Below are 17,231 nucleotides of genomic sequence, written 5' to 3' on the forward strand. Positions count from 1 at the left end.
TTCCACTTTATTGCTCTGAAATACTCCCGGCGAACTCGGTTTTGTCGCCCGTTCGTATGACTTGTAAAGCTTTTTGAAAGTAGCGTACTGGCGACGCGGTAAGGGCCGGCACACAATGCGGGCCTTTGATCAACGATGTTCGAAAGCAAAATGTTAGGTGGGCTAAGATGCTCGCCGTTGCGTCCGTCTGCTCTGGCATGCGGACTGCGGCACATAGCGGCACATAAAGACACACCTCACCGTGTTGCGCAGGGCCAAAAGCTCTTGTAATCCGGCGCTCCGGTGCCTGATGAACAAATAAATAACAAGGATTCCCATGACGTTGTTTGCAGTACTCGTTGCCCGTAGCGCTCGCATTGACGCTTTTTTTCGTCCGGGCGATGCTGTTCATCGCCGCGTTTCCCGCAAGTGGCTTCCGGCCCTTGCAGCGAGTGTCTGCGTTGCAGCGGCAAGCAACGTTCATCTGGCTCATGCGGCCATCGTGCCGTCCGGTGTGCAGCTTGCGGCGAAGCAGGAACTGGTGCGCAACAACGCGTCCGAGGTCGAGACCCTCGATCCGAACCTGGCTGAGACTGTGCCGGCCAACAACGTTACGCGTGACCTTTTTGAGGGCCTGACCGCGACCAATGCCGACGGGACCGTCGTGCCAGGCGTGGCGGAAAAATGGGAGCAGAAGGATGCAACCACGTGGATTTTCCATCTGCGAAAGAACGCAAAGTGGTCGAACGGCGAGCCGGTGGTCGCGAGCGATTTCGTATATGGCTGCCAGCGTCTTGTCGACCCGAAGATTGCTTCGCCGTATGCCAATACGTTTGGCATCTTCTTGCTGAATGGCGCTGAAATCGTGGCGGGCAAGAAATCACCGGACACGCTGGGCGTGCGCGCAATCGACCCGTACACGGTCGAGATCAAGACGCCGTATCCGGTGTCGTTCATCCCGGAACTGATGTCGAATACGAATCTCGGTCCGGTCAACAAGGCCGCCGTCGATAAGTACGGCCGCGACTGGACCAAACCCGGCAAGCTGGTGAGCAACGGTGCGTTCATGCTGAAGGATTGGCAGGTGAACAGCAAGCTTGTGCTGGTACGCAACCCGCAGTACTGGGACATCGCGCATGTGCAGTTGTCGCAAGTGACGTACCTTCCGGTCGAGAGCGAGACCTCGGACATCAAGTTGTTCCAGTCGGGCGACAACGACTGGGTGTATCAGTTGCCGTCCGGCATGTATCCGAAATACAAGCAGGAGTTCGCCGCCGACATGAAGATCGCGCCGATGCTCGGACTGCGCTACTACTCATTCAACAACAAAGATCCCCTGCTTAAGGACGTGCGCGTGCGCCAGGCGCTCTCCATGGTGATCGACCGCGACATCCTCGCACAACGAGTGACCGCGGACGGGCAGATCCCCGCGTACGGCGTGATTGTGAAGGGCGTGAAGGGTGCGGATGTGACGGCTTACGACTGGTCGACGTGGTCGATGGCGAAGCGCGTGGAAGAAGCGAAGAAGCTGCTCGCACAAGCGGGCGTGAAGCCGGACACGACGCTGCACTTTGCGATGAACACGAGCGACTATCACAAGAAAATGGCAATTTTTGCGGCCTCCGAGTGGAAAACGAAGCTCGGTCTGGACACGCAGATCGACGCGATGGAGTTCAAGGTCCTGCTGAAGAAGCGTCATACCGGCGACTACCAGATTGCACGCAATGGCTGGGTCGCAGACTATAACGACGCGACCACGTTCCTGCAGCTTGTGCAATGCGGTTCGGACCAGAACGACAGCGGCAATTGCAATCCCAAGGCCGACGCGCTTATCAAAGAAGCGAACGAAAGTACGGACCAGGTTAAACGCACGCAGTTGCAAACCCAGGCCGCGAAGCTCGTGATGGACGACTATCCGATCCTGCCGCTGCTGCAGTACACCACGGTCCGGCTAGTGAAAAGCTATGTGGGCGGTTACTCGCTGAAAAACCCGATGGACCGTTACCGCAGCAAGGACATGTATATCGTGGCGCACTGAGCGCGACGCAACGCCCGCAATACTATCCAGCAAACAGCAAGAGGCGGTTGCCGTGACGAGTCTTGTCACGACGCCGCCAGGAGAGATGTTCCATGTGGTCTTATACGTTGAGGCGCGTGCTGCTGACGGTGCCTACGCTGCTGATTGTTGTCACCGTCTGTTATCTGCTGCTGCACGCCACGCCGGGCGGTCCGTTCGACGGTGAACGCAAGGTCTCCGCCGAAGTGCTCGCGAACCTGCAGGCGAAATACCATCTCGGCGAACCGCTGTGGAAGCAGTACCTGCTGTATCTCAACAGCCTCCTGCACGGCGACCTGGGTGCATCGTTCCGATACGCCGACTGGAGCGTCAACGACCTCGTGCTACGTGCGTTGCCGGTGTCGCTGACTATTGGCGGTGTGTCCATGCTGCTTGCCATCGTGTTCGGCGTGGTGCTCGGCATCTTCGCGGCGCTCTATCGCAATAGTCCGGCTGACTATCTGCTGATGATCATTGGTAACGCAGGCAGCGCATTTCCCTCGTTCGTGATCGGACCGGTTCTTATCCTCGTGTTCGCAATCCTGTTGAAGTGGCTGCCGGCCGGCGGCTGGAACGGCTTTCATGTGCGCTACATGGTGCTGCCGGTGCTGCTGCTGACCATCATCAACGTGGCGACCGTGGGACGCGTGACACGCGGCAGCCTGATCGAGGTGATGAACACCAACTATATTCGAACAGCCTATGCCAAGGGCTTGTCGCGCTGGACGGTCGTGCTGCGCCACGCGCTGCGGCCGACCATGATTCCCGTAGTCTCGGTGATCGGTCCGCTCGCGATCGGCTCGATCACGGCGGCGGTCGTCACCGAGTCCGTGTTCTCGTTGCCGGGAGTCGGAAAGCTGATCGTGAACGGCGCGGCCAATCGCGATTACACGCTCGTGCTGGGGCTGGTCGTGCTGGTGACGGTGGTCGCGGTGCTGCTCAATCTGCTGGTCGATCTCGCGTATGCGTGGCTCGATCCGAAAATCCGCTACTGAAATAATGAGTCAACCAGCATGAGGTCCGCAATGAAACAAGGTTCCCTGGTCCCCGCGCTCGAAAGCGTGCTGGCCGTGCCGGTGGAAGGCCGCAGCCCATGGCAGGACGCCCGTATGCGCTTTGCGCGCAACAAGGCCGCCGTGGCAAGTCTCGTGATCCTGCTGCTGATCACGCTGGCCTGCGCGATCGGCCCGATGCTGCTGCCGAACGCCTTCGATTCCACCGACTGGAACATGATGAGTTCCACGCCAACGTTTGCGAACTGGCATCTGTTCGGTACTGATGAAACCGGCCGCGACCTGCTGGTGCGCTGCCTGGTAGGAGGCCGTGTCTCGCTGATGATCGGTGGGCTCGCCACGCTGACGTCGGTCACGCTCGGCATTGTATGGGGCGCGATTGCAGGGTTCGTAGGCGGCCGCGTGGACAACGCAATGATGCGTATTGTCGACATGATGTACGCGATCCCGTACCTTCTGATCGCCATCCTGATGGTCACGCTGCTCGGCCGCGAGTTCTATCTCGTTGTGCTGACCATTACGGTGTTCTCGTGGATGGACATGGCACGGGTCGTACGCGGCCAGACGCTCGCGATCCGGTCGAAAGAATACATTGAGGCGGCGCGCGCTATCGGTGTGTCGACGGGCGGCATCATCCTGCGTCACATCGTCCCGAACCTGCTCGGCATCGTTGCGATTTACACAACGGTTACGGTTCCTGGCGTTATTCTTACGGAGTCCGTGCTATCGTTTCTCGGACTCGGCGTGCAGGAGCCGATGACCAGCTGGGGCGTGCTGATTCAGGACGGCGTCGGTGTGATGGAAACGGCGCCCTGGATTCTCTTGTTCCCGGCGGCGTTGTTGTCGGTGACGCTGTATTGCATCAACTTTGTTGGCGACGGTCTGCGCGACGCGCTCGACCCGAAGGATCGGTAAGCATCATGTCATTGCTCAAGGTAAGTAATCTGGAAGTCGCCTTCGACTCGCCCGATGCCGTGGTCCGCGCGGTGAACGGTGTGAGTTTCGACCTCGAGGAGGGCAGCACGCTGGGCATTGTCGGTGAGTCCGGATCGGGCAAGAGCCAGAGCGTGCTCGCCATGCTCGGGCTGCTCGCGAGCAACGGCCGCGCAAGCGGGAGTGCGATCTATCAGGGCGAGAACCTGCTGACCATGCCGGCGAAGAAGCTGAACCGCATTCGCGGCAACCGGCTTTCCATGATCTTCCAGGACCCCATGACGTCGCTGAATCCGTATCTGACGATCGAACGCCAGATGACGGAAGTGCTGGAACTGCACAAGAACATGACACGCCGTGCCGCGAAAAAACGCGCAATCGAGATGCTGGAAGCGGTGCGGATTCCCGAAGCGGCGCATCGTATCGATCAATACCCGCACGAGCTTTCCGGCGGCATGCGCCAGCGCGTGATGATCGCGATGGCGTTGTTGTGCGAACCGCAGGTGCTGTTCGCCGACGAACCGACTACCGCGCTCGACGTCACGGTCCAGGCCCAAATTCTTCAGCTTCTGCGCAACCTGCAACACGACTTCGGCACGGCAATCGTGCTGATCACGCATGACCTCGGCGTAGTCGCCGGTCTGTGCGAGAACGTGATGGTCATGTACGGTGGCCGCGTAATGGAGCATTGCAACGCGGACAACTTGTTCGCTCGTCCTTCGCATCCCTACACGATCGGTTTGCTGCGCGCATTGCCGCGGCTGGATCAAAGCGACGCGCCGCTCGTCGGGATTCCCGGCAATCCGCCGAACATGGCGCATCCGCCGTCGGGCTGTCCGTTCCAGGAGCGTTGCATTGACGCAAGCCAGCGTTGCGCAGACTCGGTCCCGCCGCTCGAACCGTTTGGCGGCGATACGACCTGGCTGCGAGCCTGCAATCGCCCGGTCGAGCAGATGAAGTCGTTGCACGAGGTGGCCCATGTCTGAGCAAACCATTCTGTCCGTGCGTGACATCCGGGTTCATTTCAACGTCAAGGCGAAGAGCAAGTTGCCATGGGCACCATCGCGCACGCTGAAGGCCGTGGACGGCGTGAGCTTCGATCTGAAGGCCGGCGAGACGCTCGGCGTGGTCGGCGAATCCGGCTGCGGCAAGTCGACCCTGTCGCGCGCCATTCTCAACCTGATTCCCGCCACACATGGCGAGATCGTATGGATGGGGAAGGATCTCAGCGGCGCGACGACCAAGCAGTGGCACGGCGTGCGGCGCGACATCCAGATGATTTTCCAGGATCCGCTTGCCTCGCTCGATCCGCGCATGACGGTCGGGCAGATCATCGCGGAACCGTTGCGTGAACATCGGCCGGGCATGTCGAAGGACGAAATGAACCAGCGCGTGCGCGCAATGATGGCGAAGGTCGGCTTGCGCGAGCAGATGATCAACCGCTACGCGCATGAGTTTTCGGGCGGCCAGTGCCAGCGTATCGGGATTGCGCGCGCGTTGATCGTAGAGCCGAAGCTGATTGTCTGCGACGAACCCGTGTCCGCGCTCGACGTCTCGATCCAGGCGCAGATCGTCAACCTGCTCAAGTCGCTGCAGCAGGAAATGAAGCTCGCGCTGATCTTCATCGCGCACGATCTGGCCGTGGTCAAGCACATCTCGGATCGCGTGATGGTCATGTATCTTGGCCACGTCATGGAGCTCGCCGACAAACATTCGCTTTACGCGCGGCCGCGGCATCCGTACACGCGGGCGTTGCTCTCCGCGGTGCCGGTGCCGAACCCGGCCATCGAACGGACGAAGGTCGTGCAGATTCTGTCCAGCGATATTCCCAGCCCGATCAATCCGCCCACAGGTTGCGTCTTCCATACTCGTTGTCCGATAGCGGAGGCGCGCTGCTCACGCGAAGTGCCGCCGCTGCGTACGCTCGAACATGGAGTCGCGGCGGCGTGTTTGCTAGCCTGATTTAACCGCCGTTTCAACAACCCCAGGCAGGGTTCAAAACCACCGTTTCTGACGGCGGTCAGGGAGTCGTTCGACCAATCGTGAAGTTTCCGTAGTCCCAGTAGTCGCTGTGGTCCATGTAGTCACAACCCTCCGGTGTGTCGTTCCGAGCCCGGCGTGAGTTTTTGCGCTCGTGCCGAAATGATATGAGAACGGCTGTCGGCCATCTTTACTCGCTGCCAATAAAAATACGAGACAAATCCATGAAACAACAAAAGCGTTCAATCGCTCTATCTCTAATTGTTTTCACCGGCTTGATGAACCCAGCCATTTCCGCTTTCGCAGACGATGACGATGTTGCAACACGTCATACGGAAGCACCTCCTAGTTCCCCGCCCAATACCGAAGCGGATGCGCCTATCAGTAATCAGGCGAAATCCAAGGGTTTTATAGAGGATTCACATTTCAACCTTCTTTTTCGCAGCTATACCGAACACTTCGAAGCGGACGGAATTAAAAAGAAGGACGCCTCGGTGCTCGGGAACCAGGCGGTATTTGAATCGGGGTATACGCGCGGGTTATTCGGCGTCGGTTTTGATGCGTCGCTGTTCAGTGCCTTCAAGCTAAACGGCGGACAAGGCGCCGGTAACCGCGTGCATTTGAATCACGACGGCCAGACCGCGCAGAATCAGCTGGCCTGGACGTACCCGGGCGTGTGGGATGTGAAAGCGCGGGTATCGAATACGGTTGTTAAGTATGGTCAACAATTATTCGATAATCCCTTTCTCGCTCCTCACGATAACCGCGCACTGCCACCCACTTACCGCGGTGTTTCTCTTGCGAGCGACGAAATCAAGAATTTGACGCTCAAGGCGGGTAGTGTCGACGCGGTGCTGGCGCGGGGCCAGACAAGCGTCTCCTCTTTGAAGACCGAATACGGCGGCATACGATTCAGCCGCTTCACGTACGCGGGCGGCGACTACACGCCCAATGACGACACGGCCTTGTCCTTATATGGCAGCCGTGCTGAAAACGTGTGGGATCAATATTATCTGTCGCTGACGCGCAGTATTGGCGATCCGTCGCAGATTCGCTGGACGGGCGGCCTGACCTATTACTACACGCACGACTTGGGACAGAGCCGCGAAGGGTCCATTAATAACCACGCGTATAGCTTGCTGCTGTCGGGCACCCATAAGGCGCACACCATATCAGTCGGATTCCAGCAGATCGCGAGCAATCAATTCTTCGATTATGTCGGTCAGTCGGCCGGCGATTATCTGGCGAATTCCCTGGATGTCGATTACAACGCGCCGCATGAAAAATCACTGCAGCTTGGCTATACGGTCAACATGAGCGAGTACGGTGTTCCGGGTCTGAAAATGACGCTGTGGACGGCGTATGGATGGGGCGCGGATGCCACGGACATGGCGAATCGATATTCCGATCCGTCGAACGCCCTGCATGATCTCTACTGGAAGAATGGTCAGCCCGTACATGGCACCCATTACGAGTTCGGGTTCATTCCGTCTTACACGTTCGGCTCTGGAAAACTGAAGGGGACGACCGCGAAGTTCTATTACATGCATCACCACGGCGGTCAATACTATTCGGATTCCAGCAGCGATGTTTATCGTCTGATGGTGAACGTTCCGGTCAACGTGTTTTAAGAAAACGACGGTCGCTGGACGGCCGATAGGGCGTGGTGAGCAGCGTGATGGGCGCTGCTCACCGGTGTGCAGCCCAGTCGATCAAGCGTGGATGCTGAACCGTGCTTTCCGCCCGCCGGGTTCGCCCTGCGGGCTTTTTGATGAACGCAGTTTCAGCTTGGCGTCCGATAAAAACACTCAGCGCTGCACGCCCCAGCGGCGCACGGTGAGCCGTTCGAAGGTATCGAAAACGAGATGCTCGACGATCAAACCAATCACGATCACGGCCGCCAGTCCCGCGAATACGCGATCCGTATACAGCTCGTTACGGTTCTGAAAGATGTACCAGCCGAGGCCGCCATTTCCCGAACTGGCGCCGAACACGAGTTCCGCCGCGATCAGTGTGCGCCATGCAAATGCCCAGCCCACGCGAAGCCCGGCGAGGATCGAGGGCAGTGCTGCCGGCACCAGGATCAAGAGTACATGCCGAAGTCCTTTCAAGCCGTAATTGCGGCCCGTCATACGCAGCGTTTCCGGTACGGATTGAAAGCCGGAGTAGGTGTTCAACGCGAGCGGCCACAGCACCGAATGCACGAGCACAAACAACAGGCTTCCGGTCCCCAGACCGAACCATAACAACGCGAGCGGCAGCAGCGCGATCGACGGCAACGGATTGAACATCGCGGTCAGCATGGACAGCAGATCGCGGCCAAAACGCGTGGACACAGCAAGCGACGTCAACACGAACGCAAACACCACACCGAGCAGATAACCTCTCAACAGCACGGACAGGGAGATCGCCGTTTTCGCGATCAGTTCGCCTGACCAGATGCCTTGCACGAATGCCGACAATGTATCGGTGAAAGTAGGCAACAGCAGATCGTTGCCGACCGCGCGCGCAGCCGCTTCCCAGATTCCGACCAGCACGAAAGCGATCAACGTCTTGCGCAACCACGTCTGGTTCCCAAGCCGCTTTCCGAACGGCAACGACGTCTCCACGGCGACATCCAGAAGCGGTTCGGGAACACGTTCGTATTCTTCGCGAACCGGCGGCACGAGCGCGATGGGCGCAATGGGCTCGAGCGGCGAAGTAGTCGGCGTGCTCATTGAACGGCCTCCGCGTCTTCGAACAGCAGCCGATGAATACGCGCAACGCTCTGCAGAAAGTCGCTGCGTCCCGAGCTGTCCTTGGTGAATTGATGGCTGTTCAACTCCGCGCGCACGCGACCGGGGTGCGGCGTCAGCAGCAAGATCCGGTTGCCGACAATCAGCGCTTCCTCGATCGAGTGCGTGACGAACAACAACGTGAAACTCGCCTCATCCCATAGGCGCAGCAGTTCTTCCTGCATCTTGCGCCGCGTGAGTGCGTCGAGTGCGGCGAACGGTTCGTCCATCAGCAGCACGCGTGGTTGCATCGCGAGTGCACGGGCGATCGCCACGCGCTGTTTCATGCCACCGGAGAGCGTGTGCGGGTAAGCATCTGCGAAAGCAGCGAGACCGACCTTATCGAGGAAATGCAGCGCCCGTTCGCGGGCTTCCGCGCGGCTCAGTTTCTTGGCGACGCGCAACGGGAACGCCACGTTTTGCAGCACCGTTTTCCACGGCGGCAGCTGGTCGAATTCCTGGAACACGACAATGCGATCGGCGCCTGGACCCTGCACGGGTTTGCCATCGATCTCGATCGTCCCCGCAGTCGGTTCGATAAAGCCGGCGACCGCTTTGAGCAGCGTCGACTTGCCGCAACCGGACGGTCCGAGCAGCACGAAACGGTCGCCGCCATAGACGTCGAAGCTGACTTGATGCGTTGCACGCACAATGCGCTCGCGTGTGCGGTACTCGAGGCTGACGTTATCGACGCTGAGGAGCTTGGCGCTCGGCGCGGGCGAATCCGCCGGCGAATCGCTACGCTCGGGCGGCGGATAAAGGACAGTGGGATTGGCGGCCATGGCTGTGCGTTCATGCATAAAACACGACCATAGCGGGCCCTCATGCGCGCGTGAACCAATCATTGCGCATATTCAAAACACGCCGACGCATAAGCAACGGTTTTGCCGTTTCAGTGACGCGGACGGTTGCTTGAGCGATAACCCCAAAAAGCCCACTAAGGCAGCGGGCGTTCTCATGACCTAACCATATAGCGATGAATCAGCTGCCACCGCCGAGCGCCGGATCGGTGAAGAAATAGTCTTGCCATGACTTCGGCTCGTTCTTGATTGCGCCGACCCGATACATGAACTGCGCGAGCGCAAGCGTGTTCTGCGGCGCGATCTTGAACTGCGTGTCCGGATTCTTGATGATCCCGACCAGCAGCTTGCGATCGATCCTGGCGTTGTTCACACGGATATAGACATCGGCGGCGGCTTCCGGATTGGCCGAGACGAAACGCGCAGCGTCAGCCAGCGCCGCGATGAATGCGCGATACGTCTTTGGATTGTTATCGCGGAACTTTTCGGTCGCGTAGAGCACGGTGGCCGAGCTGGGGCCGCCGAGGACATCGTACGAATTCAGCACGATATGCGCCTTCGGATTAGCCGCCAGTTCTTGTTGCTGGAATGGCGGATTGCCGAAGTGTCCGGTGATCTCCGTGCCGCCGGCAATGATCGCCGCGGCCGCGTCAGGATGCGGAACGGCTTGCGTCAGCTTGTCGAGGCGATCGTAGTCCTTGTCGCCCCAACGCTTTGCGGCGGCGAATTGCAACACGCGCGACTGCACCGATACCGACACCGCCGGCACCGCGATACGGTCTTTCTCCGTGAAATCCGCGATGGTTTTCACGTTCGGATTATTCGATACAAGGTAATACGGCAGATTGCCGAGCGAGGCCACGCCCTTGACGTTCTGCTTGCCGTGCGTGCGGTCCCAGATCGTCATCAGCGGACCGACGCCAGCCCCCGCGATATCGATGGAACCGGACAACAGCGCGTCATTGACGGCCGCACCGCCCGATAACTTCAGCCAGTCCACTTTGATATCGACGCCGGCTTTCTTGCCTTCCTGTTCGATCAGCTTCTGGTCACGTGCGACGTTGAGCAGCAGATACACCACGCCGAACTGCTCCGCGATACGGATCGTTCCCTCGGCTCGTGCAGGGGGTGCTGCAACAAAAGAAGTAACGGTAAGGGAGAGCGACACAAACGCCGCGGTCAAAGGGCGTGACAACGAACGAGAACCGGTAGGTCCCCGCCGGGAAAAAAGCGAAAGCGGCATCGAAAGTCCGAAGAAGTGTTTTTAGAATTGAAGTCGTACCTGGACGCAAGCGATCAGAACGGCGTGTCGCCTTCAATCGTCGTTCGATACATCTTTCTGCGCAGATGATCCGGCGTACCCGCTGCGAGGTGCATGAGCGAGCGGTTGTCCCAGAACACGAGGTCGTGTTCGCGCCACACGTGCCGGTAGATATGCTCGTCGCGCACGCTGTGGTCGAAGAGGGCTTGCAGCAAGTCGCGGCTCTCATTTTCTGGCAGCCCGATCACGCGCGTGGTGAAATGCTCGCTCACGAACAGCGCGTGGCGGCCGGTTTCCGGATGCGTGCGCACGATCGGATGCACGACCGGTTTCACTTGCGCGATCTGCTCGGCGGAGAGGTTGGGGCGCCACGGGCTGCGCTTTTGCAGCTCGGCGTATTTCGCCAGATAAGTGTGCTCGGCGCAGCGCCCCTTGACCGCATCGCGCAGCGCTTGTGGCAGCGTGTCCCATGCCAGATGCATGTTGGCGAACAGCGTGTCGCCGCCTTCCGCCGGCAGTTCCTGCGCATGCAGCAGCGAACCGAGGCTCGGTGTTTCCTTGTACGACAGATCCGAATGCCAGAAATGTCCGGCATCGCCGAGACCGATCGGCTTGCCGTTTTCCATCACGTTGGAGACGATCAGGATCTCCGGATGACCGGCCAACTGAAACTGGTGCAGCACGTGGATTTGCAACGGACCGAAGCGGCGGCTGAAGTTTATATGCTGCTCGGGTGTGATGCGCTGGTCGCGGAACACAACGACGTGATGATCGAGATGCGCGCGATGGATGCGCTTGAAATCGTCGTCGGCGAGGGGCTGGCTCAGGTCGAGGCCGGTTACTTCGGCGCCTAAGGGGGCACCGTCGAACGGGGTGATCTCGATGGTCTGGTGTGGGGATAAGGTCGTCACGCGGGACTCGTTAATTCGATTCGGGGGGAAAGCGCTCCAGGCGAAGCGGCGGTGATGAACTGAAACAATACGCCGGAAAAGCCCAGGTCAGACACCGAATCTAAAATCCCGTGCGAACAAGGTCAACGAACCAAATCCCATACGCTTATCTGTTTTAACGATAAACGGGCCGCTCCAGTAGAGGAGCGGCCGTGCGGACTTGCAGAATCATTACTGATGGTTGTGCGTCGGGTCGCTGCAATGCGCGCATCCCACTGCGCTGTCATTCCATGATGACCCCAGGATCAGGCTGCAGAAATTGAGGCGCTTGTATGTCGGGTCCTTGAGCGCGAGGACATCGGCTTTCACGTTGCCGAACGTCGATTCCGGTTTCTTGATCGTCCCGTGAGCGAAGGCGTCGATGATGCCCTCCTTGAAGTTCACCTCACGCGGATGCACGGCGATCACCTGCTTGCGCTGGAACTCGGTGAACTCGTCGTAAGCGAGGCCAAGCACGTCCATCTCCACGCCCGCAGTGACCAGCGCGACCACCGGCTTCTTGTGCTGCGGAATTCCCGGCGTGGTGTGCAGCGCGATCGAATCCCAAACCTGTTCTATGTCCTGCTCGTTGATTCCATAGCCCTTGAGAAAATCGCGCGCGGCGTTCGCACCGTCTACTTCGAAGCGATCATGCGGGCTGCTATAGGCATCGATCAGGCCCATGTCATGGAACATCGCGCCGATATAAAGCAATTCCGCGTCGTAGGCCAATTGACGCCGCTCGCCGGTCAGGGCGCCAAACAGGAACACGCGGCGCGAGTGGTTGTACAGCAGGTCCGGCTCGGTATCGCGGACAAGTTCAGTCGCGGCGCGCGCCATGGTGCTGTCGGGAATGCGGATGCCGGCAATGGTGGTGGTCATGTTCAATGCTCCTTGGATGTTCAGCTTGCCCTCGATGCCGCGAACGCCTTGTTAAAATGCGCTGGTCCGGACGGATCATCGGGAGAAGCGGAAGGGGTGTGGACGACAAATCCAGTGTGGCGGCGAGCCGGCATGGCCGCAATGCGCCGTGTCCGTCGAAGTCTGCCAACCGTACGGCGTCTCCTGCCAAACGCGTAGAACGCGCCCAAAAGCAGCCCTTTTCCTCACTAGGAGCACGACCTCATGCGCAGCGTCGCCGTCGCGATCTTTCCGCAAGTGCAGGCGCTCGATGTAGCCGGTCCACTCGACGTATTCGCCGAAGCGAACGGCTTCCTGGCTCCCGGCGAGGGTTACACGATCACGTTGGTCAGCGTGGACGATGCGCCGGTGCGCGCATCGAACGGTACGCGTTTGCTCGCCGACACAACCTGCGGGAGGCCGCAGCAGCGTTACGACATCGCGCTCGTTGCGGGTGGTCCCGCGTTGCCGTCCGATCCCCCCGATCCGCGCCTGAGCACTTGGTTGCGCGACGTCGCTTCACGGTGCGAGCGCTACGGTTCGATTTGCACCGGCGCGTTTGCGCTGGGCCATGCTGGTCTGATCGATGGCCGTCATGTCACGACCCACTGGCAAAATGCACCGCAACTCGCGCGGCAATTTCCGCTTGCCCGGGTCGAGCTCGACCGCATTCATATCCGCGACGGCAATCTGGTTACGTCGGCGGGCGTGACGGCGGGTATCGATGTTGCACTCGCACTTGTCGCCGAGGATCACGGCCCGCGTATTGCGCTCGCTGTCGCCAAGCGGCTAGTGGTGTTCGCGCAGCGCCGTGGCGGCCAGTCGCAATTCAGCCCGTATCTGAGTGCGCCGGCCGACGAGGCCTCGCCCGCGGCGAAGGTGCAGGCGTATGTGATGGAGCATGTCGGCGAGCGGATGACGGTCGAAAAGCTGGCGCAGATCGCCGGCATGAGCGAGCGTAATTTCGCGCGCGCGTTCGTCGAGGCGACCGGAGTGACACCGCATGATTTCGTGGAGCGAGCGCGTATTGATGCAGCGCGCAACGCGCTAGAAAGCAGCACGACGCCGTTGAAAACCATCGCGTATGAATGTGGCTTTGGCACGGCGGACCGGATGCGAATCGTGTTCCGGCAACGTCTGGGAGTGTCGCCGAACGATTATCGTCTGAGTTTTCAGAAGCTCGGGGCTTGACGGTGTTTATGGGTCACGACCTACGGACCGGGCGCGCGTTTTGTCTGCGGTTATGCGGGCATATAAGCGTCAAGGATCAGGACACGGCCGTCCAGTCGTCTGATACGGTGGAAGGGCTGCTGCGCTGCGCCGGCGTAATCGATTGGAGCGTGCATGAACTACGATGCAACGCTGAATGAACCAGCACTGCTGGGAGCAGTTGGAGTTGGCAACAATGAATCTGGAGATTTTGATGAAAGATGCTTATGAACGACGTGCGTTATTGCTGCATCTGGGCGATGTGCTGGAGGCACTGTCGTGCTTGTCGCGAAGCGGCCAGCGTTACGCCACCCTCGGCGACGCGATCGCCCGCGAGGACTCGTTAAGCGGATTTACATGGCTCGGTTATATCGATGCAGGGATGTCGCCGCAACAGGTTACCGAGCGTACGACCTCTGCGTTTTTCCTTTGGCCGAAAACCCTGCTCGATGAAGAATTGAACCGGTCATTACTGGCGTCGACGGTGCAACACGATCTTTTCACCGGCAACGCCAAGGGTTGGGAGGGTTACGTCACGGAGCGCAGGAAGGACGTGGCGTGGTTTGCGGAAGGTTTGCAGACACCACTGCCCGGCACGAAGCCGGAATCGCGTTTTAGCCGCTGGCCCTGGCCGGACGAGTCCAGCGCGTCCTGAGCGTTTTTGGGGCTGTTTTAGACCGCTTGCTCATGCCGGCCGCGCTGCATCGAAGCCAGGGCTGTTCGCACCTGCGTTGCCCGGGTGCTTGTCCACTGACACGTTTCCGGGCGCGGGGGGCAGCCCCTGATTTCGTGCGGCGCTCGCGCTCGACAGCGCTTACCGCAATGGTGCTACGACAGCAGGTCCTTAAGCGCCACGCGATAATCCGCAAATGCGGATTCCTGCTGCGCATGGTAACCGTCGACGACCACCGCACGGCCGCCGGTGTAGACACCGCGAACCGGCTCGCCGCCGTGTTCGCAAAACACGAAACCCGACAATATTTGTGATGGCGCCCGGTCCATGACTGCCGGATGATCGGCGTCGAGTACACAGAAATCGGCTCGCTGTCCGACCTGCAAGCCGGCTACCTCGGGTCCTGTCGCAGCAGAACGCAGCCGATGCAAAAAGACCGCCGCCGTCGTGTTCCATGATGTACGACGCCGAGGTCATGCCGCTTGTTCGCGCGACAAGACGGCTTGCAGGAAACTGCGCGTGCGGGCTTCGCGCGGTGCCCCGAAAATTTGCGCCGGCGGTCCCGCCTCGATCACGCTGCCGTGATCCATCACCACGACCGTATCTGCTACATCGCGCGCAAAGTTCATCTCATGCGTGACGATCAACATGGTCATGCCTTCACTCGCGAGCGTCTGCATGACCTGCAGCACTTCACCGACCAGTTCGGGATCCAGCGCGGAAGTGGGTTCGTCGAAGAGCATCACTTGCGGGCGCATGGCAAGCGCCCGGGCAATCGCCACACGCTGTTTCTGTCCGCCGGACAGGGTGCCCGGATAGACGTCGGTCTTGTGCCCGAGTCCGACCTTCGCGAGCAGCGCGCGCGCCTGGCTTTCGGCATCCGCGGCACTCGCACGAGCCAGCGAGCGCGGCGCAAGCGTGACATTCTGTAGCACGGTCAGATGCGGAAACAGGTTGAACGATTGAAACACCATACCCACGTCTCGGCGGATGCGGTTCAGGCCGTTCTCGTCGATCATCCGGCCGTTGTCCACGAGCGCGTGGCCGCAGATCCGAACCGTGCCTTCTTCGGCCGTTTCCAGCCCGTTCAGGCAGCGCAGGAAGGTACTCTTGCCGGAGCCGCTCGGACCGATCACCACAATCACCTGGGATGGCTGCACGTCGATATCGATACCGTTCAGTACGCGGTTCGCACCGAACGACTTCGCCAGTTGCCTGACTGAAACAATGGGTTCATTCACGGTCGTGCTCATGGTCAGACTCTCCCGTCGGCACGCAGCGATTTTTCGGTCCTGCGCAGCACCAGCGACGTCACGCTCGTGAGGATCAGGTAGATGAACGCGATCGCTATATACACTTCCAGCGACCGGTATGACACGCTGATGATCTTCTCGCCTTCATGCATCAGGTCGTTGATCGTCAGTAGAGAGACCAGCGCTGAGTTCTTGATCAACGCAATGAACTCATTCCCGAGCGGCGGGATCATGCGCACGAACGCCTGCGGCAGGATCACCTTGCGCATGGCCATTCGATAAGGCATCCCAAGCGATCGTGCAGCTTCCATCTGGCCGCGATCCACCGATTGAATCGACCCGCGCACGATCTCCGACACATAAGCGCCGCTATAAACGCCCAAGCCCAGCACGCCGCACGCAAATGCGGGCAGCATGATGCCGAACTGCGGCAGGCCGAAGAACAGGATGAAAAGCTGCACGAGCAGTGGCGTGCCGCGTATGAATGTGAGATACGCGGTGCAGAGGCTATAGATCACGCGGCGCTGCGGCGCGAGTCTGCCGATACCCACCAGCAGGCCCAGCACGCAGCCGAGTACGAGCGAGCAGGCCGTAACTTCGATAGTCGTTGCAGCGCCGGTCGCGAGTGCTTCCCAGCCTGCCCATACGGGAGAAAAATCGAGCGTCATCGGTTAATCCTGTGAGGAGCGGCGCATCACTGCTTGCCGAACCACTTCGTCGTAAGCGCGTCGTAAGTACCATTCGCACGCAGCGTCTGCAGTGCCTTGTTCATCTGAGCGGTCAGCGCGGTTTCGTCCTTGCGCAGTGCGAAGCCGTACAGCTCCGTGGTGAGGCCCTTGTCCAGTACACGCACGTTCGGCTGCACCTTCGCGTATTCCACGGCGGCGGGGCGGCCGGTGACCGCGGCATCGGCGCGGCCGATGTTCACCAGATCAAACATTTCCTGATTCTTTTCAACTTCGACGCGCTGCACTTTCGGATAATTGTCTTTCAGGAAAGCGACCGATTTCGTTCCGACCTGTACGGTCACCTTCTTGCCGTCGAGGTCGGCGGGCGTCTTGATCGATGTGTCGTTCTTGCGCACCAGCACCACGAGACCACCCTTGTAGTACGGGTCGGTGAAGTCGACGACTTTGCGGCGCTCATCCGTCATATAGATGCCTGACGCGGCGACGTCGAAGCGATTCGCGATCAGCCCCGGAATCAGCCCCTTGAAGTCGATGTCCACCCACTGCACTTTCTTGCCCATCGTCTTGGCCATGGCCTCGATCAGCTCGATATCGAAGCCCGTGCGTTTGCCGTCTTTCACGAGTTCGAGCGGCGGGAAGGTCGCGTCGGTAGCAACGCGGATGGTGTCGTCGGCGGCGCGGGCGGCGGGTGCAGCCGCCACGCTGACGAGGACGGCGAGCGCGAGGGCGGAAAAAGCCTGGGTCAGTTTCATGCTGGTTTCCTTGATGCGTGGGCAAGCAAA

General features: G+C 59.8%; 17 protein-coding genes. 8 read left to right on the forward strand and 9 right to left on the reverse strand.

Going from position 1 to position 17,231, the window contains the following annotated elements; all coding sequences use genetic code 11:
• Positions 1 to 316: 316 nt before the first annotated feature.
• From M0D69_RS23350 to M0D69_RS23375, 6 genes are all read left to right on the forward strand, one after another.
• Positions 317 to 2,017 (forward strand): peptide ABC transporter substrate-binding protein, encoded by a 1,701-nt coding sequence (locus tag M0D69_RS23350; RefSeq protein WP_301784257.1) that lies wholly within the window; start codon positions 317 to 319, stop codon positions 2,015 to 2,017.
• 92 nt (positions 2,018 to 2,109) lie between these two features.
• Positions 2,110 to 3,030, forward strand: a complete 921-nt coding sequence (locus tag M0D69_RS23355; RefSeq protein WP_301784258.1) for an ABC transporter permease subunit — start codon at positions 2,110 to 2,112, stop codon at positions 3,028 to 3,030.
• Positions 3,031 to 3,060: 30 nt separating this feature from the next.
• Complete coding sequence (locus M0D69_RS23360; RefSeq protein ID WP_047846663.1) at positions 3,061 to 3,963, forward strand: ABC transporter permease subunit; 903 nt, start codon at positions 3,061 to 3,063, stop codon at positions 3,961 to 3,963.
• Positions 3,964 to 3,965: 2 nt separating this feature from the next.
• Entirely contained in the window at positions 3,966 to 4,967 is a 1,002-nt protein-coding gene (locus M0D69_RS23365; protein ID WP_301784294.1) for an ABC transporter ATP-binding protein, read from the forward strand.
• Positions 4,960 to 5,943 (forward strand): murein tripeptide/oligopeptide ABC transporter ATP binding protein OppF, encoded by a 984-nt coding sequence (gene oppF, locus M0D69_RS23370; RefSeq protein WP_301784259.1) that lies wholly within the window; start codon positions 4,960 to 4,962, stop codon positions 5,941 to 5,943. Before M0D69_RS23365 ends, oppF begins: the two co-directional genes overlap by 8 nt.
• 242 nt (positions 5,944 to 6,185) lie before the next feature.
• On the forward strand, positions 6,186 to 7,592 hold the full coding sequence (locus M0D69_RS23375) for an OprD family outer membrane porin (protein ID WP_301784260.1): 1,407 nt from the start codon (positions 6,186 to 6,188) through the stop codon (positions 7,590 to 7,592).
• A gap of 177 nt (positions 7,593 to 7,769) precedes the next feature.
• On the opposite strand, the gene M0D69_RS23380 is transcribed toward M0D69_RS23375, so the two are convergent.
• The 5 genes from M0D69_RS23380 to M0D69_RS23400 all read right to left on the reverse strand — a co-directional run bounded on the left by M0D69_RS23380 (position 7,770) and on the right by M0D69_RS23400 (position 12,607).
• Positions 7,770 to 8,678, reverse strand: coding sequence for an ABC transporter permease (locus M0D69_RS23380; protein WP_301784261.1), 909 nt, complete (start codon positions 8,676 to 8,678; stop codon positions 7,770 to 7,772).
• A complete protein-coding gene (locus M0D69_RS23385) occupies positions 8,675 to 9,517 on the reverse strand; it encodes an ABC transporter ATP-binding protein (RefSeq protein ID WP_301784262.1) in 843 nt (280 codons plus the stop codon). Before M0D69_RS23385 ends, M0D69_RS23380 begins: the two co-directional genes overlap by 4 nt.
• Before the next feature lie 199 nt (positions 9,518 to 9,716).
• On the reverse strand, positions 9,717 to 10,778 hold the full coding sequence (locus M0D69_RS23390; protein ID WP_301784263.1) for an ABC transporter substrate-binding protein: 1,062 nt from the start codon (positions 10,776 to 10,778) through the stop codon (positions 9,717 to 9,719).
• 53 nt (positions 10,779 to 10,831) lie between these two features.
• The gene (locus M0D69_RS23395; RefSeq protein WP_301784264.1) at positions 10,832 to 11,707 is read right to left on the reverse strand and encodes a TauD/TfdA family dioxygenase; all 876 of its coding nucleotides are present in this window, start codon (positions 11,705 to 11,707) and stop codon (positions 10,832 to 10,834) included.
• A 210-nt stretch (positions 11,708 to 11,917) separates the two neighbouring features.
• Entirely contained in the window at positions 11,918 to 12,607 is a 690-nt protein-coding gene (locus M0D69_RS23400; RefSeq protein ID WP_301784265.1) for an HD domain-containing protein, read from the reverse strand.
• 243 nt (positions 12,608 to 12,850) lie between these two features.
• Here M0D69_RS23400 and M0D69_RS23405 point away from each other — a divergent pair, with 243 nt between their 5' ends.
• Together M0D69_RS23405 and M0D69_RS23410 are read left to right on the forward strand one after the other, a co-directional pair.
• On the forward strand, positions 12,851 to 13,816 hold the full coding sequence (locus M0D69_RS23405) for a GlxA family transcriptional regulator (protein WP_301784266.1): 966 nt from the start codon (positions 12,851 to 12,853) through the stop codon (positions 13,814 to 13,816).
• Positions 13,817 to 14,048: 232 nt separating this feature from the next.
• Complete coding sequence (locus M0D69_RS23410) at positions 14,049 to 14,489, forward strand: hypothetical protein (RefSeq protein WP_301784267.1); 441 nt, start codon at positions 14,049 to 14,051, stop codon at positions 14,487 to 14,489.
• Between the two features lie 173 nt (positions 14,490 to 14,662).
• Here the strand turns inward: M0D69_RS23410 and M0D69_RS23415 are convergent, their stop codons facing one another.
• Genes M0D69_RS23415 through M0D69_RS23430 form a run of 4 tightly spaced genes read right to left on the reverse strand, consistent with a single transcriptional unit; the run spans position 14,663 to position 17,201 of the window.
• Positions 14,663 to 14,938, reverse strand: a complete 276-nt coding sequence (locus M0D69_RS23415; protein WP_301784268.1) for a hypothetical protein — start codon at positions 14,936 to 14,938, stop codon at positions 14,663 to 14,665.
• A 42-nt stretch (positions 14,939 to 14,980) separates the two neighbouring features.
• Positions 14,981 to 15,760 carry an amino acid ABC transporter ATP-binding protein gene (locus tag M0D69_RS23420; RefSeq protein WP_301784269.1) on the reverse strand — a complete coding sequence of 260 codons (780 nt, stop codon included), beginning with the start codon at positions 15,758 to 15,760 and terminating at the stop codon, positions 14,981 to 14,983.
• Between the two features lie 2 nt (positions 15,761 to 15,762).
• Entirely contained in the window at positions 15,763 to 16,428 is a 666-nt protein-coding gene (locus tag M0D69_RS23425) for an amino acid ABC transporter permease (RefSeq protein WP_301784270.1), read from the reverse strand.
• A 26-nt stretch (positions 16,429 to 16,454) separates the two neighbouring features.
• Positions 16,455 to 17,201, reverse strand: a complete 747-nt coding sequence (locus M0D69_RS23430) for a transporter substrate-binding domain-containing protein (protein ID WP_301784271.1) — start codon at positions 17,199 to 17,201, stop codon at positions 16,455 to 16,457.
• Positions 17,202 to 17,231: the final 30 nt, after the last annotated feature.

Origin of the sequence: Caballeronia sp. SEWSISQ10-4 2 (genome assembly GCF_030464885.1) — a bacterium.
GTDB lineage: Bacteria > Pseudomonadota > Gammaproteobacteria > Burkholderiales > Burkholderiaceae > Caballeronia.